General features: G+C 53.0%; 22 protein-coding genes. 14 read left to right on the plus strand and 8 right to left on the minus strand.

Annotated features, from left to right (window positions below):
* Positions 1–64 precede the first annotated feature (64 nt).
* Together FD38_RS08975 and FD38_RS08980 are read left to right on the plus strand one after the other, a co-directional pair.
* Positions 65–430 (plus strand): restriction endonuclease subunit S, encoded by a 366-nt coding sequence (locus FD38_RS08975; protein ID WP_057733430.1) that lies wholly within the window; start codon positions 65–67, stop codon positions 428–430.
* 144 nt (positions 431–574) lie between these two features.
* On the plus strand, positions 575–1,492 hold the full coding sequence (locus FD38_RS08980) for a site-specific integrase (RefSeq protein WP_057733432.1): 918 nt from the start codon (positions 575–577) through the stop codon (positions 1,490–1,492).
* A gap of 44 nt (positions 1,493–1,536) precedes the next feature.
* Here the strand turns inward: FD38_RS08980 and FD38_RS12625 are convergent, their stop codons facing one another.
* Positions 1,537–1,983 carry a restriction endonuclease subunit S gene (locus FD38_RS12625; RefSeq protein WP_338087640.1) on the minus strand — a complete coding sequence of 149 codons (447 nt, stop codon included), beginning with the start codon at positions 1,981–1,983 and terminating at the stop codon, positions 1,537–1,539.
* Between the two features lie 134 nt (positions 1,984–2,117).
* Here FD38_RS12625 and FD38_RS12630 point away from each other — a divergent pair, with 134 nt between their 5' ends.
* Complete coding sequence (locus FD38_RS12630; protein WP_225430779.1) at positions 2,118–2,651, plus strand: restriction endonuclease subunit S; 534 nt, start codon at positions 2,118–2,120, stop codon at positions 2,649–2,651.
* A gap of 350 nt (positions 2,652–3,001) precedes the next feature.
* Here the strand turns inward: FD38_RS12630 and FD38_RS08985 are convergent, their stop codons facing one another.
* Together FD38_RS08985 and FD38_RS08990 are read right to left on the minus strand one after the other, a co-directional pair.
* Positions 3,002–3,949 (minus strand): alpha/beta hydrolase, encoded by a 948-nt coding sequence (locus FD38_RS08985; RefSeq protein ID WP_057733434.1) that lies wholly within the window; start codon positions 3,947–3,949, stop codon positions 3,002–3,004.
* A 114-nt stretch (positions 3,950–4,063) separates the two neighbouring features.
* Entirely contained in the window at positions 4,064–4,858 is a 795-nt protein-coding gene (locus tag FD38_RS08990) for a tyrosine-protein phosphatase (protein ID WP_057733436.1), read from the minus strand.
* A 166-nt stretch (positions 4,859–5,024) separates the two neighbouring features.
* Between FD38_RS08990 and FD38_RS08995 the strand changes: the two genes are divergently transcribed.
* Positions 5,025–5,918, plus strand: coding sequence for an alpha/beta hydrolase fold domain-containing protein (locus tag FD38_RS08995; RefSeq protein WP_057733438.1), 894 nt, complete (start codon positions 5,025–5,027; stop codon positions 5,916–5,918).
* Between the two features lie 164 nt (positions 5,919–6,082).
* Positions 6,083–6,568, plus strand: a complete 486-nt coding sequence (locus FD38_RS09000; RefSeq protein ID WP_057733440.1) for a hypothetical protein — start codon at positions 6,083–6,085, stop codon at positions 6,566–6,568.
* A gap of 65 nt (positions 6,569–6,633) precedes the next feature.
* Here FD38_RS09000 and FD38_RS09005 read toward each other — a convergent pair whose 3' ends face one another.
* Positions 6,634–7,290 carry a DUF6198 family protein gene (locus FD38_RS09005; RefSeq protein ID WP_057733442.1) on the minus strand — a complete coding sequence of 219 codons (657 nt, stop codon included), beginning with the start codon at positions 7,288–7,290 and terminating at the stop codon, positions 6,634–6,636.
* A gap of 183 nt (positions 7,291–7,473) precedes the next feature.
* Between FD38_RS09005 and FD38_RS09010 the strand changes: the two genes are divergently transcribed.
* From FD38_RS09010 to FD38_RS09025, 4 genes are all read left to right on the plus strand, one after another.
* A complete protein-coding gene (locus tag FD38_RS09010; protein WP_057733444.1) occupies positions 7,474–7,719 on the plus strand; it encodes a hypothetical protein in 246 nt (81 codons plus the stop codon).
* A gap of 310 nt (positions 7,720–8,029) precedes the next feature.
* Positions 8,030–8,677 (plus strand): endonuclease III domain-containing protein, encoded by a 648-nt coding sequence (locus tag FD38_RS09015; protein ID WP_057733445.1) that lies wholly within the window; start codon positions 8,030–8,032, stop codon positions 8,675–8,677.
* Positions 8,678–8,809: 132 nt separating this feature from the next.
* A complete protein-coding gene (gene glpK, locus FD38_RS09020; protein WP_057733447.1) occupies positions 8,810–10,315 on the plus strand; it encodes a glycerol kinase GlpK in 1,506 nt (501 codons plus the stop codon).
* 36 nt (positions 10,316–10,351) lie between these two features.
* Positions 10,352–10,621 carry a type II toxin-antitoxin system Phd/YefM family antitoxin gene (locus FD38_RS09025; RefSeq protein WP_057733449.1) on the plus strand — a complete coding sequence of 90 codons (270 nt, stop codon included), beginning with the start codon at positions 10,352–10,354 and terminating at the stop codon, positions 10,619–10,621.
* Between the two features lie 94 nt (positions 10,622–10,715).
* Here FD38_RS09025 and FD38_RS09030 read toward each other — a convergent pair whose 3' ends face one another.
* Together FD38_RS09030 and FD38_RS09035 are read right to left on the minus strand one after the other, a co-directional pair.
* Entirely contained in the window at positions 10,716–11,570 is an 855-nt protein-coding gene (locus tag FD38_RS09030; RefSeq protein WP_057733451.1) for a DUF368 domain-containing protein, read from the minus strand.
* A gap of 465 nt (positions 11,571–12,035) precedes the next feature.
* The gene (locus FD38_RS09035) at positions 12,036–12,965 is read right to left on the minus strand and encodes a LysR family transcriptional regulator (protein WP_057733453.1); all 930 of its coding nucleotides are present in this window, start codon (positions 12,963–12,965) and stop codon (positions 12,036–12,038) included.
* A gap of 135 nt (positions 12,966–13,100) precedes the next feature.
* On the opposite strand from FD38_RS09035, the gene FD38_RS09040 reads away from it, so the two are divergent.
* From FD38_RS09040 to FD38_RS09060, 5 genes are all read left to right on the plus strand, one after another.
* Positions 13,101–14,444 (plus strand): YeeE/YedE family protein, encoded by a 1,344-nt coding sequence (locus tag FD38_RS09040; protein WP_057733455.1) that lies wholly within the window; start codon positions 13,101–13,103, stop codon positions 14,442–14,444.
* Positions 14,445–14,463: 19 nt separating this feature from the next.
* Complete coding sequence (locus FD38_RS09045; RefSeq protein ID WP_057733457.1) at positions 14,464–16,167, plus strand: FAD-dependent oxidoreductase; 1,704 nt, start codon at positions 14,464–14,466, stop codon at positions 16,165–16,167.
* 187 nt (positions 16,168–16,354) lie between these two features.
* Positions 16,355–17,134, plus strand: a complete 780-nt coding sequence (locus FD38_RS09050) for an ABC transporter permease (protein WP_057733459.1) — start codon at positions 16,355–16,357, stop codon at positions 17,132–17,134.
* The gene (locus FD38_RS09055) at positions 17,131–18,141 is read left to right on the plus strand and encodes a taurine ABC transporter substrate-binding protein (protein WP_057733461.1); all 1,011 of its coding nucleotides are present in this window, start codon (positions 17,131–17,133) and stop codon (positions 18,139–18,141) included. The genes FD38_RS09050 and FD38_RS09055 overlap by 4 nt, the downstream gene beginning before the upstream one ends.
* An 8-nt stretch (positions 18,142–18,149) precedes the next feature.
* On the plus strand, positions 18,150–18,899 hold the full coding sequence (locus FD38_RS09060; protein WP_057733462.1) for an ABC transporter ATP-binding protein: 750 nt from the start codon (positions 18,150–18,152) through the stop codon (positions 18,897–18,899).
* A 95-nt stretch (positions 18,900–18,994) separates the two neighbouring features.
* Here FD38_RS09060 and FD38_RS09065 read toward each other — a convergent pair whose 3' ends face one another.
* Positions 18,995–19,435: a DUF2628 domain-containing protein gene (locus tag FD38_RS09065; RefSeq protein ID WP_057733464.1), complete on the minus strand. Its 441-nt coding sequence runs from the start codon at positions 19,433–19,435 to the stop codon at positions 18,995–18,997.
* Positions 19,436–19,506: 71 nt separating this feature from the next.
* Complete coding sequence (gene rlmD / locus FD38_RS09070) at positions 19,507–20,952, minus strand: 23S rRNA (uracil(1939)-C(5))-methyltransferase RlmD (protein WP_083485330.1); 1,446 nt, start codon at positions 20,950–20,952, stop codon at positions 19,507–19,509.
* Between the last annotated feature and the right edge of the window lie 37 nt (positions 20,953–20,989).

The raw sequence follows: 20,989 nt of genomic DNA on the forward strand, positions 1-20,989 counted from the left end.
GTTTTTGAAAAACATGAAAACTGACGACTTTTTTGGAAGGTATGAATAATTCAGGACGCTTGTAATGATCTTAAGTGAACAAGCTCCCGGATTATTAGGAATGACAACCCAAATTCCATATGATAACCGCTTTGTCCTAAATCAGCGTGTGGCAGAGATAAGGCCAAATGAAGAAATAGATGGGGCATTTCTATCAATGCTAATTAACTCTAACCAAAGATATTTTAGTAAACGGGGAGCTGGTACTAAAGTACAAAATATATCGAAAGCTAATGTGGAAAATTTTTCTTTTCAAATTCCTTCCCAATCAGAACAAAATAAAATTGGTGAAGTCTTTCGTACATTAAATTTAACTATCGCTTCCAATCAAAAACAGCTCGACCATCTCAAAAAATTAAAAAAATGGCTTCTACAAAATATGTTTGCTTAATTTTTCTGGTCTATACCGTTACTTTCGCTGCTGTTCAGCGAAAGTTTATAGGGGTTAATACTGGCTAAAAACAGATATATTTGTATTAATAGGTTAGGTGACTTTGCTAAGTTGCCTAATCTATTTTCGTATGGAGGTGTCGTTATGGCACAGGAGGTAAAGCTACATCAATATTTCTATCAGTGGATGCAGTTATATAAACAAAATGCCGTCAGACCAGTAACCTACCGCAAATATGAAATGACTCATCGCCAATTAATTAGTCTCGTTCCAGATTTACAATTAAGCGATTTATCCAGATTGACTTATCAACAACTTTTGAACGACTATGCGGAGAATCACGAACGACAAACCGTTATGGATTTTCACCGCCACGTTAAAAGTGCCTTGATTGACGCATTAGAAGAGGATATGTTGGATCGTGACCCGACGCGAAAGGCGATTATTAAAGGCGTTCAACAGCGGCAACATAAGGCTAAGTATTTAAATCAACACGAGATGCAAAGTCTCTTGAACGTTCTTAATTTAGATGAGGGTGTGAATTGGGATTATTTTATCTTGCTCATTTCAAAGACGGGATTGCGATTTGCGGAAGCTCTGGCTTTAACCCCAAAGGATTTTGACTTTGCACATCAATACCTTAATGTCGGCAGAACGTGGGATTATAAATCAAGACAAGGAGGCTTTGCACCAACCAAAAATAAATCATCCGTACGGAAGGTTCAATTGGACTGGCAAACGGTCATTCAATTTTCCCAACTCACGAAACGATTACCCGAAGATCAGCCGATTTTTATTCAAGGAAAGGTCTACAATGATACGATAAATCACTACCTTGAACGACTTTGTAAACAGGCTGATATCCCAGTGATTTCAGTACATGGACTGCGACACACTCATGCATCATTGTTATTGTATGCAGGGGTAAGCATTGCTTCGGTGGCTCGTCGTCTAGGTCATGCGGATATGACGACTACTCAGCAAACTTATTTGCATATTATTCAAGAACTTGAGAATCAGGATAACGACAAAATAATGAAGCACCTTGCTAGTCTGGTATAAGCATTAGCTGATAGGCCATGATTTTTTTAAAAATCGTGGCTTTTTTACTGTTGCTGATTGGAAGCGATAGTGGCGTCTAGTCGGGATAACAATTCACTTACTAATGATTGTTCAGCAATTGTAGGTGATTTAAATATGAATTTATTCATGTCTACTTGAAAAAGATGTGGAATGCCACTTCCCGATACCTTTTGATGTATTAGTCTTTCAAATAGTGAGCCACGTAATACTTGATATAAGAAATACGGAGATATGGTTTTATCTGTTCTCACAAGCATCATTGTAGAATTGATGGTTGCCTTTATCTGTAAATTACTTATAACTGCAGGATTTCCCAATCGAGAACCATCTTTAGTAAAAATAATATCGCCGTTTTGTAACATTATTTCCGGTGATTCTTCATAACGCCATTCCGGAATATGATCCACACTTTGCCAATCTATTTCTCCAGATTCAATATACCTACCAGAAACCATACTTGGTCCAGACACAGTATATTCTTCATGCTTTAGATTTTTCCATCCTAGTCGGCCCTTAATTACAGAGTTGTCACCCAACTTACGCTGTTCCCAAGAGTTAACTAACAATTGCGCTAAAAACCGATTGGAATTTAAGGTGATTCTGCATTGACGTCTGGGAACAGCGTAAGTTAAAAAAGTATTTCAAAGAACGTAGTGAACGATCCGGTAAAGGGGAAATGCTTTCTGTAACTATTAATGACGGAGTTGTTAAAGCTAGCAGTCTTAAGCGTAAGGATAATTCTAGTAGTGATAAGTCTAACTATAAATTAGTGCGTAAGGGGGACATTGCATATAATTCGATGCGTATGTGGCAGGGAGCAAGTGGAACTTCCCCATATAGCGGAATTGTAAGCCCTGCATATACGATTATTACGCCTATCAATAACATAGTAGTAGATTTTTTTGCTTACCAATTTAAAATGAAATCATCACTATACAAATTTCAAAAATATTCGCAGGGACTTACCTCAGATACATGGAATTTAAAATTTCCACTGCTAAGGGAAATAAAAATGATAGCTCCTAATAAAAATGAGCAAATCAAAATTGTTTGCTTGTTAAAAAAATTAGATTCCACTATCGCTTCCAATCAGCGTCACCCATTTCTTCTCAAAATCCGTCCCAGACCCCCACCATAACAAAAATCTAATTATCCTAACCCACCAAACTACCAGCAAACTGAACAAAAACCCCTTCAGCCGAGGAAGCCGAAGGGGTTCTTTCATGAGGATTGAGTTCCTTTGAGGGGAGAAACTCAAATTTGAGGAGTTTCATCAGGTTTGAGGAGGACCTGACTAGGAGTTGAATTCTCTTAGGGGGAGAGAATTCAATAGGGGATTGGATATAGATTTTGACTAGTAATCGTTACTGGCGAATTACTATGATGCTAACTATACCCGGGAGTTGTGAATAGAAAATGGGGTAAGTCGTGACGACTTTTTGACGATTTTTTAAAGTAAGTCTAAAGTCCTTAGATTCTGGTTAAGACCTACGCCGACGGTTGCTGCGGGTCGAAATACGTGTTTAAGAAGTGGACCACCCGTTGCTGGTAGCGCTGCGGGTTGATCCAGAAACTCTCCGCGTGCGACGCGTTCTTCACGATCCACAACTGCTTAGGCGCGTGGGTCGCCGCGTAGTTCTCGTAGGCCATCCCCACCGGCACGTACACATCCTTTTCGCCGTGGATGAACAGGATCGGTCGCGTGTTTTTCTTCAGTTGACCGGTTGCCGTCACGTCGTTTAAATAGTAGCCCAGCCGGCGCTTGGAAATGGTGGACACTAACGGTTCGATTGGGTACTTGGGTAAATGGTATTGGCGCTTCAGTAAATAGACCAGTTCGGCCTCGACACTGGAATAACCGCAGTCGGCGATGATGGCCTTGACCTGCGGCGGGAGACTTTCGCCCGACAACATTTCCATGGTCGCGCCGCCCATCGATACGCCGAACAGGAGGATCTTCACGGGGCGGTTGCTACGGTCGATGACCTGTTGGATCCACTGCAGGTAGTCCAGCCGGTCCAGCCAGCCGAAGCTGATGTACTTACCGGCGCTTTCGCCGTGGCCCCGGTCGTCGGGGAGCAGGACGTTAAAACCCAGGTTGTGGTACATTTGAGCGAAGTTCGCCATGGTCTCGCCGTTGCCCTTGTAGCCGTGGCCGATGATCACCGTGCGGTCGCTGGCGGTCTCGGCGGGGATGTATTCGGCGACCATCCGGTTACGCGCGTCGTGTTCGTGCAAATACCAGGTCTGCTTGTCGATGGCCTGGTACCAGTCGACGTAAGCGTAGTAGGCGTCCGCGTATTTTTGCTTGTCCGCGGAGGTTTCGGGGACGTAGTTGACCCGTTTGAACGCGAAATTAAACAGGTGTTCGCTGGCCAATAAGGCGGTCGCCGCCGCACCCACTAAGGGGAGGGCTAAGGTTAGTTTTTTCTTCACGGGAATCGTCCTTTCTTCTTATGCAAATACCCAGTCATTATAGAAGAAGCCGTGGTGGGACACAAGCCAAGTCTCACGAAAAAACCGCCACCGGAAATCCGGTGACGGTCTGACTTAATCAAGATAAAGTTCTTTAAGGGCCTCAACGTCTTTACGCGAAAAGTCGAGGACGTCGCGCAGGTAATCCTGGACCCCGCCGTACTGGGTGTTGATGACCTTCATGGCGGTGTCGAAATAGTCTGGGTTGACCGTGGAAAGCGCGCGGATGTTGGCGACAAAGGCGTCTCCCTTGCCGGCCGCCTGCGCCTTAGCCAACATCTTGTCGACCACGGGCGTGACGTTTTCGTTAGTCAACAGGTAGTCGCGCCGAATGACCTGTGGATCGACGCCTAACGCGCTTAACGTTAAGAAGGCGCCAATGCCGGTGCGGTCCTTACCAGCCGTACAGTGGAATAATACGGCCTGGTCGGGTTGCTCGTTAGCCAACAGCGTCGCCAAAAATTCGTGGTAGGCCTGCTGGGCCGTCTCTAAGGTGACCATGTTGCGGTAGACGTCGAGCATGTGCTCGTAGCCCGCCGTATCGTCACTAGAGAACCGGCGTTCCAGATCGGCTTGGCTGGCTGAAGCGTCGGTCTCGTCGCCGTCCGGGAAGACCGGGAGAAAATGGTAGGTGGCACCGGTCGGAACTTTGTCGGGCGCCTGGGTCCGTTCGTCTTGGGAACGGAAGTCCACGTCGGCCACGACCCCATAATTGGCGAGATTATCCTGGTCGGCGGCGGTGAGCTTATTTAAGCCCGCCGAGCGCACCAGCTTGTGCCATTTGACGGTGCGCCCATCGACGGTAGGATACCCCCCGAGTTCGCGGAAGTTGAGGCCGCCCGTCACCTTTAAAATCCGACTATTTGTCATTCGTTTTACCACCCTTTCAATCAGCGTTGTTCTGGCTCTATTCTAACGGTTTTCGCGAAAATAGCCTAGTGATTCCTTTCGAGAGTTCAAGCGTTTTGGGCCGAAACGCTGTATACTATCCCTAAGAGTGCGAGAAATTGACGAAGGAAAAGATAGGGTGATAGTCGTGAGCTTGCGTGGGAAATGGTTACTCTTCAAGACCCAGCACAGTCAACTCAAGCAACAGATTCAACAGGCCTTTTTACAACCGAGCCGGCGAAACCTCGCCGTGGTGCCGGAAAAGTTTCCGGCCGACATCGTGACTAAGGAGCGGGAGATCTTTGGCGGCCGGATTCTGACCGCCGCGACCGGGGCACCGTTGCCCCAACACATCATCTTATTTCATGGCGGCGCCTACACCATGCAGGGGACCGCGAGTCACCGCGAAATCATGACGTCGTTGATTCGCGAGGCCAACCTACGAATCTCGTACGTCGATTACCCCCTGGTGCCCGAAGCCACGGTCGACGACACGTTGACGTTTGTGGGGCGAGCCTATGAGTATTTGCACGCCCAGTATCCCGACGATCAGTTCTTCTTGATGGGTGATTCGGCGGGCGGTGGCTTGGCGCTGGCGCTGTTACAGCAGCTCAAGAGCCAGCAAGCAGATCTGCCGGCCGGGACGATTCTGATCTCGCCCTGGACCGACCTCAGCATGATGAATCCGGACCTGACCACGGCGGCCAAACGCGACCCGTACCTGACGCTAGACACGTTGAAGAAGATTGGCTACCAGTACGCCGGTGACCATCCGGTGACCGATCCGCGGGTCAGTCCGATTTACGGCAACTTCGACGATCTGGGTCCGATTCTGTTGTACTACGGGACCAACGAACTCTTGGCGGCCGACGACCAGCGACTGGTCCAGAAACTAGAACAGGCCACCGGCACCGACTTTACGGTCCACGCGGTGCGCTCGATGCTCCACGATTACGTCTTGTGGCTCAAGCTCCCGGAAGCCAAGCGGACGTTGAAGGAAATCAAACAGTTTATTTTGACCGGCACGTTACCGGAAGACTAGGAGGGTTTCCCACGAATGCGGTGGGAAAGCCTTTTTAGCAGCAGTCGGCGCGACAATCGGATTATTCTTAATTGAACATTTTATGAAATGGATAAATTATTAATTCAAAGAACTTTCATGTCCCCCAAAGTGCTAGCCTTAGACTTAGGGAAGGGGTCATGAAGATGCAAAATGAAGTTAAGGGATTGTTAGCGTTAGGCGCGAGTCTGGGAGTTTTGGGGGTTACCACTCCGGCATCGGCCAGCAGTAACTATTCAGTAGCACGGAGTAATTCTGTGCGGTTAGTGTGGCGGCATTCGATGGGCCAGTATTCGTATACCGCGACTAGGGGCGCACGTTACTCGGCCCATCTGGGAGTGCGGTACGGGGCTAACGCCGCGACACCGAACCAGGTCTGGTACACCAACGCACACGAAAAGCTCTACGATCGGGCAACTCACCGTCATCTGATTTATTACCACTTTAAGGCCCAAGCACCGTATGATGCCACAGCGATTGACCGGGCTCTAAGTAAGGTCGGTTATGATGCTAAAACCCGTGCGAGTTATAGAGGTTGGGCCGTCGGTGGTGGCGTCTTAGCTCTCAGCAACGACCAGGCTGATGCGGGAGAATACCCGGGCGAGGGGTTAGTTTTACTAGTGAGGGAATAAAAAAGCATCCGTTCGTTGACGCTAACCACGTGGCTAGCTCAATAAACGGATGTTTTGAATTATAGTTAAACGTCAACGTGGTGCTTCAACCGCGAGAAGACGTGAACGTCGGCCCAACCCATCACGGCGCCTTGCGTAACGAGCGCCCAGATGGTCCCGAAGCCGATGGCGTGCAGTTGGCCGGTCGCCAGGTAGGACAGCACGATGATCGTGACGGGCGGCAGGTAGCTGGCCCATTGCGCGATGATGGACGATCCGTGCAAGAACCGAAAGCGGATGATGTAGGACAGGTCGTCGTTGGGGTGCATGATGATGTTGCAACGTTGGTAGATCGATACGGCAAACGCCACGCCGGTCAGCCCGATGATGTCGATCACGATGCGGGCGGGAAGCCCTAGTTGGCTGACGCCCAGCCAGTCCCAGAAGTACCCGATCCATTCGACCAAGTAGCTAAATGGGATGATGTAGAGGATGTTGGACACGAACCGCCGCCGGTCGAACCGCCCCAGAAATAACTGGTTCATGATGGTGATCACGATGCCGTAGATGAACATGGTGGTCCCCAATGGCACGTGAATCCAGCTGGCCAGGTTGACCGACGACCCGGTCCACACGGCACTCCCCAGGTTGGTGGAGATGGTTAAGGCGTTGGCGGCGGAGTTGAGGAAGATGGAAAAGCCCAAGAAGCGCATGCGTTGCCCAAAATCCTTCATTTTCGCCACCGGTGTCATCTCCTCGAGTTAGTCTAGTTGTTAGTCTAACCTAAAAAAGGGTGAAGGGAAAGGTGCTGACGATATTTAGTTCCAGAAAATGTTCGCGGCGATAAAATAATTAACAAATGATTCATCGAAAACTATAGTAGAATAGTAGGTGTAACGAAATTAAATATAAGCGAGGTAGAAATGATGACTGAACGGCAGTTGATTCAAGAAATTTTGAATTCCGAAGCGATTGAATACCACTTCGAAAACGTCGATGAAGATTCTAAGGAATACACGCTTTTATTAAAACGCTTGGATAAGGACGTGCGGCCCGTCGAAGAACTCAACGACGAGATCAAGCACTACTTTAAGAGTGCTGATTTTGATTACAACGAAGAACTCCATCCTAAAGACGTGGATGCCGACATTCGCTTAACCATCAAGCGGTAAACGTGTTTTGCCGGTGATTGTTAGCGGTTACCGGCGTCAATCGTCAGAGGGTTCACGGAAGGGAGACCTGCAGAGGCCTCCTTTTTGCGTTAGCTTAAACTGGCTGGACCTCTAGACAAGATGGGATCATTCCCGTGAGTAAGCCTTTAACGTTTAGAAATGTAAATTGCTAAAGTTTATGGCAAATTTGGGAAGCTGATTTCTTCTTGGTTAGGGATGAATAATGCCGATTAGTTGTAGATGATTGGCGGGAAGGAACATCGCTAGCTCACTTTAAACGGATATTTACGAGATAGATTGGAGACACACCATGACCATTGAAGAACTGTACCACACCATGGCCCACGCGATGGGGCCGCAACCCTGGTTGAAGCCGGGGACGCCCTGGGCCGAGACGCCGGTGGAAATCATGCTGGGCGCCATTCTGGTGCAAAACACCAACTGGCGTAACGTCGAACCGGCATTGCGCAACCTCAAACGCGAAACGGCCTTTGAACCCGCGAAGTTGCGGGCGTTGACGCCGGCGACCCTCACGCCACTGATTCAAAGCAGTGGGTTTTACCGCCGCAAGGCCGCGGCCATCCTGAGCCTAGCCGCGTGGTTGGGCGACCACGATGACGACTTGGATGCACTTAAGCACGGCGACGGGGCGCAGGAACGCGCCGAACTGTTAGCCATTACCGGGATTGGTAACGAGACCGCCGACTACATCTTGATGTACACGCTGGATCACGGGACCTTCATGGTCGACACCTACGCCCGGCGACTGTTTAGCTGGTTGGGCGCGACCATGCCCAAGACCTACCCCGCGTTTCAAAAACGGGTCCTGGCCCAATTTCCGTTGGGGTTGCGCGACCGGCAGGAATTTCACGCGCTGATCGACGAATTCGGTAAGCAGGTCAAGACTGACGGCGACTTTGCCGCGTCGTTTCTGGCGGGGCAACACCTGACCGTTTAGTTTAGTCAGCAAGCTGGCGGCGATGAAAAAAACAAATTTTCCCGAGTCACGCACACTTCGTGATATGATAAGTGCAGCGAATTTGAAACCGTTTCCGAAATAACGAACGGGAAACTGGAAGGAGTTTTACATATGGCACTAAAGCAGCCGGAAAACTACGTGTTAGCGATTGACCAAGGGACCAGTAGTACGCGGGCCTTCATCTTTGACCACAGCGGACGCAAGGTGATTGAGGGGTATAAGGAAGTCCATCAATCCTACCCGCACGCCGGTTGGGTCGAATCCGACGCTAACGAGATCTGGAACAGCGTCTTGTCGGTGATTGCCAGCGCGTTGATCGACGCGTCGATTCACCCGGAAAATATCCAGGCCATCGGGATCAGTAGTCAACGGGAAACCACGATTGTCTGGGACAGGGCCACCGGCGAACCAATCTATCCGGCCGTGGGTTGGCAAAGTCAACAGACCGCCGCGTTAGCCAAGCAGTTGGCCACGGACCACGGCGACGAGATTCAGGCCAAGACCGGGTTGGTGGTCGACGCCTACTTTAGTGCCACCAAGATTCGGTGGATCTTAGACCACGTGCCGGGTGCCCAGGAACGCGCCGAGAAGGGCGAGCTGGCCTTCGGGACCGTCGACAGTTGGCTGGCCTGGAAGCTGTCCGGAGGGAAGATTCACGTCACCGACTACAGTAACGCCAGCCGGACCATGTTGTTCAACATCCACGAACTCCAATGGGACGCCGACGTCTTGAACTGGTTGAACATCCCGGCGGCCATGTTGCCAGCCGTGAAGTCCAGTTCCGAGGTCTATGGCGTCACCCAAAACTTCCAGTTCTACGGCGTCGAGGTCCCGATTGCCGGGCTGATGGGGGACCAATCGGCCGCCTTGTTGGGACAACTGGCGATTAAGCCGGGGATGGTTAAGAACACTTACGGCGACGGGGCCTTCGCCATGATGAACACGGGCCACGAGCCGCAAACGTCCAAACACAACCTGCTGACCACGATTGCCTATCAGCTGGACGGCAAGGTCACCTACGCCCTCGAAGGGTCGATCCTGGTGGCCGGGACCGCGCTGGCCTGGTTACACGAGAGTTTGAAGATCATCGACAACGTCCCCGAATCGCGGCAGGCCGCCATGGCCTCGACCGATGACGATGAGGTCTACGTGGTCCCGGCCTTTAACGGGTTGGGGGCGCCGTATTGGGACCCCGATGCGCGCGGGGCGGTCTTTGGTCTGACACGCGGGAGTAACCGCAACGACTTCGTCAAGGCCACCTTGCAGTCGATCGCCTACCAGACGCGCGACGTCTTGACCACCATGACGCAGGACACCGGTATCACGATTTCTGAACTGATGGCCGACGGTGGGGCGTCGCGGAACCGCTATTTGATGCAGTTCCAGGCCGACATTTTAAATACGCCGGTCCAACGGGCGGCCGACGAAGAAACCACGGCTACGGGGGCCGCAATTGCAGCCGGGCTGGCGGTCGGCTACTGGGATAGCCTCGACGAGATCGAGCAGATCCACGCCGATGGCCGCATGTTCGTGCCCGACATGGGCGAGGCCCGGCGTCAACGACTGTATGCCGGTTGGCAACAAGCCGTCAAAGCCACGCGGACGTTTAAGCCCTAACGAATTTGGGGGAATTCCGTTGAAGGGGGAGTAAAAATGACGCAAATCAAAGATACGACAACCAAGAAGCTGCGCAAACATTTTGCCCACTATGCCGATTGGGTCAACCAGCATAACGGCGCGGTGGTCGTGCAGCGCCAACACCACGCTAACGTGGTCATGGTCTCCAAGGCCGAGTACGAGGCCTGGCAACAGACCCTGGAGGCCTGGTCGACGCTGACCAAGAACGAAGACCTGCAGCGCAAGATGGACCGGTTGACTAACGATGCCGATTTGAGTGATTCGGCACCGGATAAACAGGAGTGATGAAAAGGCCGTTACCGTGGGGTGGCGGCCTTTTTTGAGGCCATAAAGCACGAAACGGACGTGATCCTCTACAGGGAATCACGTCCGTTTTAGGTTATTTATACTTAGCTTCCAACCGACTCATCCACCAGCCCAGGGCAATCCCGGCTCCGGCGGCCAGTAGACTGACACCCCAGGTCAGCGGCGTGGTCCCGGCGTAGGAAATGCTTTCGGTCGCGTGAGCGTTAGGAATCAGGATCAGCGCGGTACTGGCGACCACCAGGCCGATGATGAAGTGGTAGACCCGCGAGTGATGGTGGTCGATCAGGTATTCGATGCCTTTCGCCAACAGGGCCATGGTGATCAGTCCTCCGATGGCGATGGGCAAGAAGACGCCCAGCAGGTCGAGGTTCTTGAACCCCAGGAGCATCGGGGAGAACAGCCCCAAAATCAGCAACAGGTTCGACGGGCTGAGACCGGGCACCAGAACGCCTAAGGCAATCAGGCTGCCGGCCACCACGAAGCCGATGAAATTGGCGGGGAGCGTCCCCAAGTGGCTAACGTTGTATAGTCCCAGACCACCCACTAGTAGCGTTCCGCCGAACCACAACCAGTCGACTAGGTCGCGGCGCGAGTGTTGCGTGGCGGTGGCGAGGAGGGCGGGGAGGGTGCCGATAATGGCCCCGGCGAAGCCCCACAGAACGATGACCTGCGCGTGGGTCAGCAGGTAGGCTAACGGCGCGGAGAGCAGGGCGACGCCTAAGATGCCCCCGATGCCGACCGGCAGAAAGAACGGCAGGTCCTGGCGCCAGCGCTGGCGGGGATGGGCCATGAAGCCCAGCAGGCGTTCGTAGAGTCCCAGAATGGCGGCGAGCACGCCACCGGAAACACCGGGCAGAATAAAACCGAGGGCAATAACGATCCCTTTAAAAATGCGGGTCACGAGACTGGACGTCCGTTGGGTCAACATGAGCAGGTTCCTCCTTGTCAGCGAAGCGGGCAACTGAGTTTTGTCTTAGCATATCAAGGTTCACGGTGTTTATCAATTCTTGAGGCGGGGCTTAAGCAAAATTTGAACTCTTTAACTAGGACCTGTCTTAAAAGACTAATTTTGAGTATTCAGCGCCTCCGGGCCAGTCAGAAACGGGCTGGAACGGGGTGGGCACGGCTTCAAGCCCATAGCCCAGGTCTTGAAGACCGACCTTTGTCTAGGCCGGCAAAGGACACCGACCAACACAAATTTCACCCCTGAGCCCATTTCTGACTGGCCCTCCAGCTTATACGAGTTATAACAATAAATAAACTGGATTCTTTTCAGTAAAGGATAATGGATGATCATTTAAATCGGTGATTGAGTTTTAAAACAGACCCTAATTTCCGCGAAAAAACGAGCGCCAAGCCGGTTCCAGTCTGGCGCTCGTTTGGCAATTAGGCGTTAACGCTGGCATTCTGGTTTCAAGGCGGTCGTCAAGTCGATGACGTGCATGAATTCACGCATGGCCTGGGTCAACGGCCGGTCGCGTAGGTAGGCCAACGCCAGGCTCGCTGACAGGGTATCGAGGGGCAGCTTATACACGTTACACCGGGTGGCGTCGAAGTGGGCGGAAGCGAAGAAACTGGGCACGAAGGTGCAACCTAGGCCCGCGTAAGCCATCCGCACGGCGGTTTCGATGTAACGCATCTCGAAACGCCGTTTGATTTTCAAGCGGTTGCTGGTCAAGAAGAGTTCGATCAGACGCATGAAACCAGAACCGGCGTGAAGGGTGATGAAGTCGGCGTTAGCAATCTTGGCCGGGTCGAAATCGGTCTGGATGGTGGTGTGGTGCGGGTCGAACAGCGCGCTGGAGTGATTGACCACCAGGTAGACGGCAAATTGCCCCAATGGTTGGTAGCTGATTTGGTTGGGAAAGATGGGCAACATCCGGATGTGAAAGTCAATCTCTTGGTCGAGTAGTTGTTTTTCCAGGTCGCGGGAGGGCAGTTCCTCAAACGAGATGTGGTTTTGGGGATACTTAGTCAAGTATTGCCGGGCGACCACGGGCGCGATTTCCGTGGAGATGGACTGGTTGATGCCTAACCGGATATGGCTGGTCTGCTGGTAGGTCATCTCGGTGATCTGCGAGAGTAGTTGGTTATAGTCGCTGTCCAGGGTTTCGATACCCTGCAGAAACTTGGCACCGATGTCGGTCAACGCGATGGGCCGTTGTTTGCGGTCTAGGAGTTGAGCGCCCAGTTCGTCTTCGGCTTCGTGGATGTAGCGGCTGAGGTAGGGTTGGGAAATGTAGAGCTTTTGCGCGGCGGCGGTGATGCTCCCACTGGAAATGATGGCTTTGAGGTAGGTTAAGAGCAGTGAACGGTTGTCCATGAAAGGGCTCCTTTGACGGGGGCATAACTGTGAGGTTATGGAACCCCGATAGAATTGGTATTTTACGGGACTGATGAAAGCGAATACAATTTACTTGTGATAAAAAATACATAGAAAGTTTGAGGTGGATGGATAGTGATTGGACATGAGCTTGAAGCCAACGGTTTAGATAAACGCCAGCCTATCTGGGGAATTATTCTGATGGTTGCCATTCTCGGATGGGGCTTTTACCTAGCGGATACGGTGCCTAAACTGCCCATGTTTTTAACGGCCGGACTGATCATCGGGTACTCGTTGACCCGGTCGCGGTTCGGATTTGCCGGCGGGGTCAAACGGACCTTTTACCGGGGTGAATCGAGTTTAGCGGTGGCCTTAATTCTATTATTCACAATCACGGCGATTGTGAATATCGGGATTCAGTGGGCGGCGGCCAGCAAGGGGGCGTTACCCGCTTGGGAAGTCACCAACGCCACGCAAAGCGTGATTCCCGGAACCCAGAACGTGCGAATCGGGAACCTGTCCGTGATTATCGGGGCCTTCATCTTCGGCATGGGAATGATCATGGCGGGGGGCTGTGCCTCCGGAACGTTGAGTGACTTTGGTGAAGGGGAAGGACATGCTTGGATTGCCCTCCCGTTCTTCGTCCTCTTCGCCGCACCAGGCCAATACTTAGGTTACCAGCTAGACAACACGGCCATCGGGAAAATCGGTATTAACGCCTGGTTACCCGAATATCTAGGCTTTGGTGGCGCGATTGCGGCCACTCTAGTGGTCATGCTTCTATTGTACGTCATCACGAAGCGTTACGAAAACCGGAAAAAGCAGCGTGGCGCGTACCTGGATGCTAAGGGGGATTGGCTAGACTTTGAAAAACCGTTACAGGACGACGGTCAGCCGGTCAACTTCTTCTCGTGGCGGACCTACCACAAGTTCTTCGTGGAACGGTGGACGTTCATCACCGGGGCGGTCGGTATCGCCATCGGGGCTATCTTCGTGTTGACCACGACCGGCAAAGCCTGGGGGGTGACCACCGCCTTCGTGACCTTAGACCAGAAATTCTTTGGCCTGTTCGGTCTCAACTTCACGTCACCGGCCTTCGATGAAACAGCGGAAGCCATGAAGGGCTCATTATTAGCCGATGGTGGGACGGTCCGCAACATTGGCCTGGTCTTAGGCGCTGGCGTGGCCTTCCTGATGGCGGGCCGGTTCAAGATGAAGTTTAAGATGAACTTTCGGGACTTCTCCGGGTTTGCGGTCGGCGGTGCTTTGATGGGGCTCGGCTCACGGATGGCTCGGGGCTGCAACATCGGGGCCCTGTATTCCGGCATCACGAACTTCTCCGTTCACGGATACATTTTCATGATTTTCTTGATCTTAGGTGCAGCGTTTGCGATTAAGTTGTTCGAAGGGCGCATCGCCCTGTGTCCGACCTATCGTGACGACGCGACACCCAAAACGAACTTAACGGCAACCGATTAATTGAAAGGACAGGATAAAAATGAGTAAAAAAATCGTAGTTATTGGCGGCGTTGCAGGTGGAGCTTCCGTTGCGGCTCGTGCTCGGCGGTTAGATGAATCGGCTCAGATTACCATATTTGAAAAGGGGCCCAACGTCTCGTTTTCCAACTGTGCGTTACCTTACCATTTATCCGGGACGATTGAGAACGCCGACAATTTGGTCTTGATGGATCCTAAGCAGTTCAAGGGACAATACAACATCGACGCCATCGTGAACCACGAAGTCACAAAAATCAACGCCGCTCAACAGACCGTGACGGTCAAGGACGTTTTGACGGGAGACGTGGAAGACGTGCCGTACGATGACCTGTTCTTGTCACCGGGGGCCGACCCGATTCTGCCAAAGTCCATCGAAGGGATTCAGGGCGACAATGTCTTTACGATTCGTAACGTTGACGATATCCGGGCCATCAAGGGATTCTTGGACGACCATCAGGTGAAAAACGTGTCCGTGATTGGGGCCGGATTCATCGGCATCGAAACCGCCGAAAACTTGATTGAGGGCGGCTACCACGTCAACCTGGTCGAAGGGATGGACCACATTTTAGGAACCATCGATGACGATATGGCTCAAATCATTCAGAAGACCATGATCGATCACGGAGTAGACCTGGTTACCGGTGACACATTAACTAAGATTACCGCTAACGACATCACCCTGGCTTCGGGGAAGACCTTACCGAGTGAAGCGGTCATTATGTCCGTCGGGGTCGTACCGTGCACCGGTCTGGCCAAGCAGACGGGAATCGAACTGGGCGAAACCGGAGCCATCAAGGTCAACCAGCACTTCCAGACCAACTTACCACACATCTACGCGGTCGGTGACGCCATCGAATTGGTCAACCGCCAGACGCGCCAAGCCACGAAGCTTAACCTGGCCTTCCCGGCACAATTGGAGGCGCGGCAAGCTGTGGACCACGCTTACGGCCGGCAGATTCGAAACCGAGGCATCATCGGCTCACAATGTATTCCGGTCTTTGAAATGAACGTGGCGTCGACCGGGCTGACCGAAAAGATGTGCCAAGACCAACACATCGCGTACCAGACGGCAACGGTGATTCCTAAGGACAAGGTGGCGTTGATTCCGAACGCCAAGCCACTGTACTTCAAATTGATCTTTGCGGACCCATCCGGTGAATTGCTGGGAGCTCAAGCCGTGGGCGAAAGTGGCGTGGACAAGCAGGTCGACGTGATTGCCACCATGATTGCCAACCATAACTACGTCGAAGACCTGGAAGGCCTCGAACTCTGCTACCAACCAACCTTTAGTACCGCAAAGAACGCGGTCAACATGGCCGGCTTAGTGGGCACCAACCTGCTTAACGGTGAATTCAAGCAAATCACGGTCGACCAAGTACGGCCACTGGTCGAACAGGGCGCTTGCATCATCGACGTCCGGGAGACCTTCGAGTACCAAGAAGGCCACATCAAGAACGCGGTGAACATTCCGATGAGCGAGTTCCGGGACCGGCTGACGGAAATTCCGACGGACCAACCCGTTTACATTCACTGCCTGAGTGGGCAACGGAGTTACAACGTGGTCCGGGCTTTGGTCAACCTGGGTTACACCAACGTTTACAATATTGCCGGGTCCTTCCTGGAAATCTGTGAATACGAGTATTACAGAGACCAGGTCGACCACCGCGACCCAATCGTCACGGCTTACCGGTTCGATTTACTCTAGGTCGGCGATAGGAGGTCAACGGAAGAGTCGAGACTAACCCGCCAGCCCAACTCAATGGTAGAGGTAGGAATGGTGTTGGCGGTAACCCGCTCGATCCTGCGCAAAATAAAGTTTAGAGAATTCCGGGAGAGACGGTCCGCTACTTGGCGGCTGTCTTTTTCGGGTTATTCCGGAGGAGTGTGTACTGATGGAAACGAAACGTCCAACTAAATATCGTCGACTCAGTCTGGGGGTGCTCCTCTTGATTCTGGCGCTGTGGTTCGGCGCCACGGCCGCCCACCTGGTGTCAGGGATTTTACTGCCGTCGCCGCAACGCGTGGTGACCACGTTTATCAGTCTTTGCCAACACGGGTATAACGGCGTGTCGCTGGGGACGCATTACCTGGTGACCATGCTACGGCTGATCATTGCGGTGGTCGCAGCTATCCTGATTGGGGTTCCCCTGGGGTTAGTGAGTGGCTACCTGCTACGGGTCAAGGCTATCGTGGACCCCATCATTCAGTTCATTCGGCCGATTCCCCCGTTGGCTTACTATACTTTACTGATTTTATGGTTAGGGATTGGTGAATCATCAAAAATTAGCTTGCTATTCTTAGCGGCGATTCCCCCCATCTACATCGCGTGTTTTGACGCGGTAAAAAAGGTGAACGTGGAGTACCTGCAGAGTGCCGCTTCGCTGGGGGCCAACGCGAAACAACGGTTCTGGCATATCGTGTTTCCCGCCGCGGCACCCGATATCTTTACGGGGGTCCGGTCGGCGGTCGGCGTGGCCTACACCACGATTGTCTCGGCCGAAATGGTGGCCTCGTCGACCGGGATCGGTTGGATGATCATCGATGCGTCCCACTACCTCAAGAGTGACGTGATGTTCGTTGGCATTATCGTCCTGGGCGTGACGGGAGTCGCACTAGACTGGGGCATCAAAGCGTTGGAACATCGGCTGATTAAATGGAGTGGTCGCGTATGAAAAACCAACGACGATTAAAATTAGGCGGCCTGTTGGGCGTGGTGGTCCTAGGTTTGATTGGGCTCCTGGTGATGACCGGGGCGTCGCGGCCGACTCAGTCGACGACCACCATTCGTATCGGCATCTTACGGGTGCCTAACGACGTGACGGCCGCCCGGCAACGCGGTGACCTACAACGTGCGGCCCGGCAACGGGGGTATCGCATCAAGTATTACACCTTTGATTCCGGGGTGGACGCCAATAAGGCCTTATTAGCGAACAGTGTCGACCTGGCGACCATGGGCGATACCAACGCGGTGGTTGCCATGGCGGCCAAGATTCCGGTCAACCTGGTCTGGGTCAACGACGTGGTCGGTAGTAACGAACAGTTGGTGGTGCGGCGACAGTTGGGCATTCAGCGGCCCCAAGACCTGGTGGGGAAAACCATCGCGACGCCGTTTGCTTCCACGTCCCACTACAGTTTGATGATGTATTTGAAGGCTCACCACCTGTTAGGGAAGGTTCACCTGATGGACATGCAGACCACGGAGATTGTCGCGGCCTGGCGACGGGGCGACATCGACGGGGCCTACACCTGGGAACCCAGTCTTTCGAACCTGACCCACGCCCAGACTCTCACGGATAGTCAGGCACTGGCCAATGCGGGGTACTTGACGGCGAACGTCACGCTGGCGACGACCCAATTTCAACGTCAGCACCCCCAAGCCTTACGGATGGTCCTAGACGTTTTAGGGCAGATGCACGACCTGAAACAGACGCATCCGGGAGAAATCAACCGGACCACGGGGAAGTTTTTGGACCTGACCGCCCAGCAGGCACAGACCCAGATTGGAACCTCCCGGTGGGTGAGGGCCGATGAGATGCCCCGATTTATGACTCACCAATTTACGCGGCAGTTCAACACGGCCTGCCAGTTCATGGGCCAGCAACAGACCCTGAATAGCCGACCGAATTATCGCGACTGTCAGCGGTTTATCGATGCGCGCTACTGTACCGGAGGAGAGTGAGGGAAATCATGAGTTTATTAGAATTACGCGACGTGAGTTATCGCTATCCCGAAAGCCAAGAGGTGTCGATCGAACACGTCGACTTAACGGTGGACGCCCACGCCCTGACCGTCATCGTCGGGCCTTCTGGGGTAGGGAAGAGTACCCTGTTGAACCTGATTGCGGGCTACACGACACCTCTAAACGGTCAGGTCTTGATGAACCAACAACGGGTGCAGGGGCCTAGTTGGCAACGCGGCATCGTGTTTCAGGACATGGCCCTGTATCCGTGGTTGACCGTGGCGCAAAATATCTGTTTTGGCCCGAAAATGCGGGGGTTGGCGGCGACGACCTACGAACCGTTGCTGACGGAACTGCTGACCGAAACGGGATTGTTAGCCTTTCAAGACCAACCCGTGTACGAACTATCGGGAGGCTTGAAGCAACGGGTCGCCTTGGCGCGAGCCTGTATCAATCAACCGCCGCTGTTGATGCTGGATGAATCGTTCAGTGCGCTGGATAATTACACGCGTAACGAGATGCATCAGCTGCTGTTGAACCTGTGGCGTCGCTTGGAAAATAGCATCATCGCCATCACTCACGATATCGACGAGGCCATTTTCTTGGGGCAACGGATTTTGGTGATCAACGGCAAGCCGGGGACCGTGGCGGCTATGCTAGATAACCCGTATTTTAACCAGGACGTGACCACGGGCTTGGGCACCGATTACGTCGCGTTTCGGCAAAAGCTGTTGGGGTTGATCGAACAGACTAATTAAAAAGAGACACCCGAGCACAGTCACGTGGTCGGGTGTCTCTTTTAACGGCAATGAACGCAAAACAAAAACCGCTCCCTCACAGGAACGGTTCGTTATTAATCAGTTGATTTGGGTTTCCAGTAGTGGGCCCGCGTAAGCAGGTCGCGCGAGCGCTCGTCGGCGGGCACGAAGCCCTGATTGAACAGGTGCTTGTAGTACATCATGTTGTAGATGGCGCCCCAGAGCAGGGCGATACCGAGTTCGACGCTTCCAGTAGCCGTGACCCGTTGATTACCGGGCACGAACATATTGAATAACATTTGTAAGGCGAGTTCCACCCCGATGATACACAGCAGGTTGTACCAGTCCGCGCGGAAAATCGTGGGGAACGGGTGGAACAGAAACATGGTCCACGAGAACCCAACTTTTGCGATGCGGAGGTTACCGGTTTCCGGGTTCACGACGGTGGCGTAATTCGGCGGTAAGGGCAGTCCTTGAGGGCCGTTACCGTTGTTATTGTTGTCGTCATCGTTAAAGCCCTTAAAAGGATCTTGCATGAGATTAGCCAACTTTCTAACAAAATTCGTTAATAAAAGTCTAACACGAAAGCCGTGCGTTGCCTATTATTCTATCGTTGCGACAACTTGACGACCGCTTCGCAGCGGGCCGTTTGCGGCATCATGTCGACGGACTGGATGTAGTCGACGCGGTAATCGTCGGTCAACGTATCCAAATCCTTGGCCAGCGTCGAGGGGTTGCATGAGATGTAGACCAACTTTTGCGGGTGGATCGCTAAGATGGTGTCCATCAGGTGGCCGTCCAGACCGGTGCGGGGTGGGTCGACCACGATGGCGTCCGGCCGGAATCCGGCCACGGCCCATTTCGGCAGAAGGTCTTCGGCGGTGCCGACCTCGTAGTGGGCGTTGGTGATGCCGTTAAGCGCCGCATTGGCGTTGGCGTCGGCCACGGCTTCGGGGATGACGTCCATCCCCCGGACTTCGGCGGCCACGTCGGCTAACGACAGCCCGATGGTGCCGACCCCGGAGTAGGCGTCGACCACGGTTTGACCGGGTTGCAGGTCCAGGGCCTTCTTGGCTTGGTCGTACAAGACTTCGGTCTGGGCCGGGTTGAGTTGGAGAAAGGCCCGCGCGGAGAGCTTGAAGGCCAGGCCGCCCAGCTTTTCGGTGATGGTTTCTTCACCGGCCAGGTGCTGGGTCTCCTCGCCCCAGACCAAGGACGTCTTGCCCGGGTTGATGTTTTGCATCACGGAGGTCACTTGCGGCAGCTCGTCGGCCATCCGCAACAGGAGTTGGTGCTTGTGCGGCAGCTTTTTGGAGTTGGTGATGAAGGTGACCTGGACGTCGTCGGTGTTGGCGGCCGCACGGACCACCAGCGTTTTAACGATGCCGGAGTTATGTTCTTCGTCGTAAATCGGGACTTCTAAATCTTGCAGCATCTTGACCAAGGCGCGCATCACGGTCATGGTGACGGGCATCTGCACGGAGCAGGTGGGCAGGTCGATCAAATCGTGGCTGCGTTCGGCGTATAGCCCGGCTTGGACCGTGCCGTCAGCGGTTTGCCGCACCTGGAATTGGGCCTTGTTGCGGTAGGCGTACGGGTCGGCCATGCCCAGCGTGGGACGGACGTCGTAGTCCTTGAAACCGTAAGGGTGGTAGCGTTCCAGCGACTGACGGACGATGTCGCGTTTGAATTCGAGTTGTTGCGGGTAGGCGAGGTGTTCGAGCTCGAAGCCGCCGACCTGATCGGCGTAGCTGTCGCGTGGTTCGACGCGGTACGGGCTGGCCTTGCGAATCCGGTGGACCTTGGCGCGCAAGTAACGGTGAGAGATGCTGGTGACTTCCACCACGGCTTCTTCACCGGTCAACGCACCGGGCACGAAAACAGCCATGCGCTTGTAGTAGCCGATGCCTTCGCCGTTGATGCCCATCTTCTTGATGGTCAGCGGAAAACGTTGGCCCTCTTCGACTTCGACCTGGGGCTCGTCCCGGTGGTCGTTGCGGCGGCCCCGGCGGTAGTTGTCCCGGTAATCGTCGCGTTTTTGATAATTTCTCATTGATTTTCTCCTAATATAGTGACAGTTGAAACCTATT

The organism is Levilactobacillus zymae DSM 19395, from assembly GCF_001434115.1.
Lineage (GTDB): Bacteria > Bacillota > Bacilli > Lactobacillales > Lactobacillaceae > Levilactobacillus > Levilactobacillus zymae.

Excerpts from the sequence above, each read along its gene's own strand:
- FD38_RS09015 (WP_057733445.1), top strand. The coding sequence starts at position 8,030 with ATGACCATTGAAGAACTGTACCACACCATGGCCCACGCGATGGGGCCG.
- FD38_RS09065 (WP_057733464.1), bottom strand. The coding sequence starts at position 19,435 with ATGCAAGATCCTTTTAAGGGCTTTAACGATGACGACAACAATAACAAC.
- FD38_RS09045 (WP_057733457.1), top strand. The coding sequence starts at position 14,464 with ATGAGTAAAAAAATCGTAGTTATTGGCGGCGTTGCAGGTGGAGCTTCC.
- FD38_RS09030 (WP_057733451.1), bottom strand. The coding sequence starts at position 11,570 with ATGTTGACCCAACGGACGTCCAGTCTCGTGACCCGCATTTTTAAAGGG.
- FD38_RS09010 (WP_057733444.1), top strand. The coding sequence starts at position 7,474 with ATGACTGAACGGCAGTTGATTCAAGAAATTTTGAATTCCGAAGCGATT.
- FD38_RS09000 (WP_057733440.1), top strand. The coding sequence starts at position 6,083 with ATGCAAAATGAAGTTAAGGGATTGTTAGCGTTAGGCGCGAGTCTGGGA.
- FD38_RS08980 (WP_057733432.1), top strand. The coding sequence starts at position 575 with ATGGCACAGGAGGTAAAGCTACATCAATATTTCTATCAGTGGATGCAG.
- glpK (WP_057733447.1), top strand. The coding sequence starts at position 8,810 with ATGGCACTAAAGCAGCCGGAAAACTACGTGTTAGCGATTGACCAAGGG.
- FD38_RS09035 (WP_057733453.1), bottom strand. The coding sequence starts at position 12,965 with ATGGACAACCGTTCACTGCTCTTAACCTACCTCAAAGCCATCATTTCC.
- FD38_RS09060 (WP_057733462.1), top strand. The coding sequence starts at position 18,150 with ATGAGTTTATTAGAATTACGCGACGTGAGTTATCGCTATCCCGAAAGC.
- FD38_RS08975 (WP_057733430.1), top strand. The coding sequence starts at position 65 with ATGATCTTAAGTGAACAAGCTCCCGGATTATTAGGAATGACAACCCAA.
- rlmD (WP_083485330.1), bottom strand. The coding sequence starts at position 20,952 with ATGAGAAATTATCAAAAACGCGACGATTACCGGGACAACTACCGCCGG.
- FD38_RS08990 (WP_057733436.1), bottom strand. The coding sequence starts at position 4,858 with ATGACAAATAGTCGGATTTTAAAGGTGACGGGCGGCCTCAACTTCCGC.
- FD38_RS09050 (WP_057733459.1), top strand. The coding sequence starts at position 16,355 with ATGGAAACGAAACGTCCAACTAAATATCGTCGACTCAGTCTGGGGGTG.
- FD38_RS09025 (WP_057733449.1), top strand. The coding sequence starts at position 10,352 with ATGACGCAAATCAAAGATACGACAACCAAGAAGCTGCGCAAACATTTT.
- FD38_RS09055 (WP_057733461.1), top strand. The coding sequence starts at position 17,131 with ATGAAAAACCAACGACGATTAAAATTAGGCGGCCTGTTGGGCGTGGTG.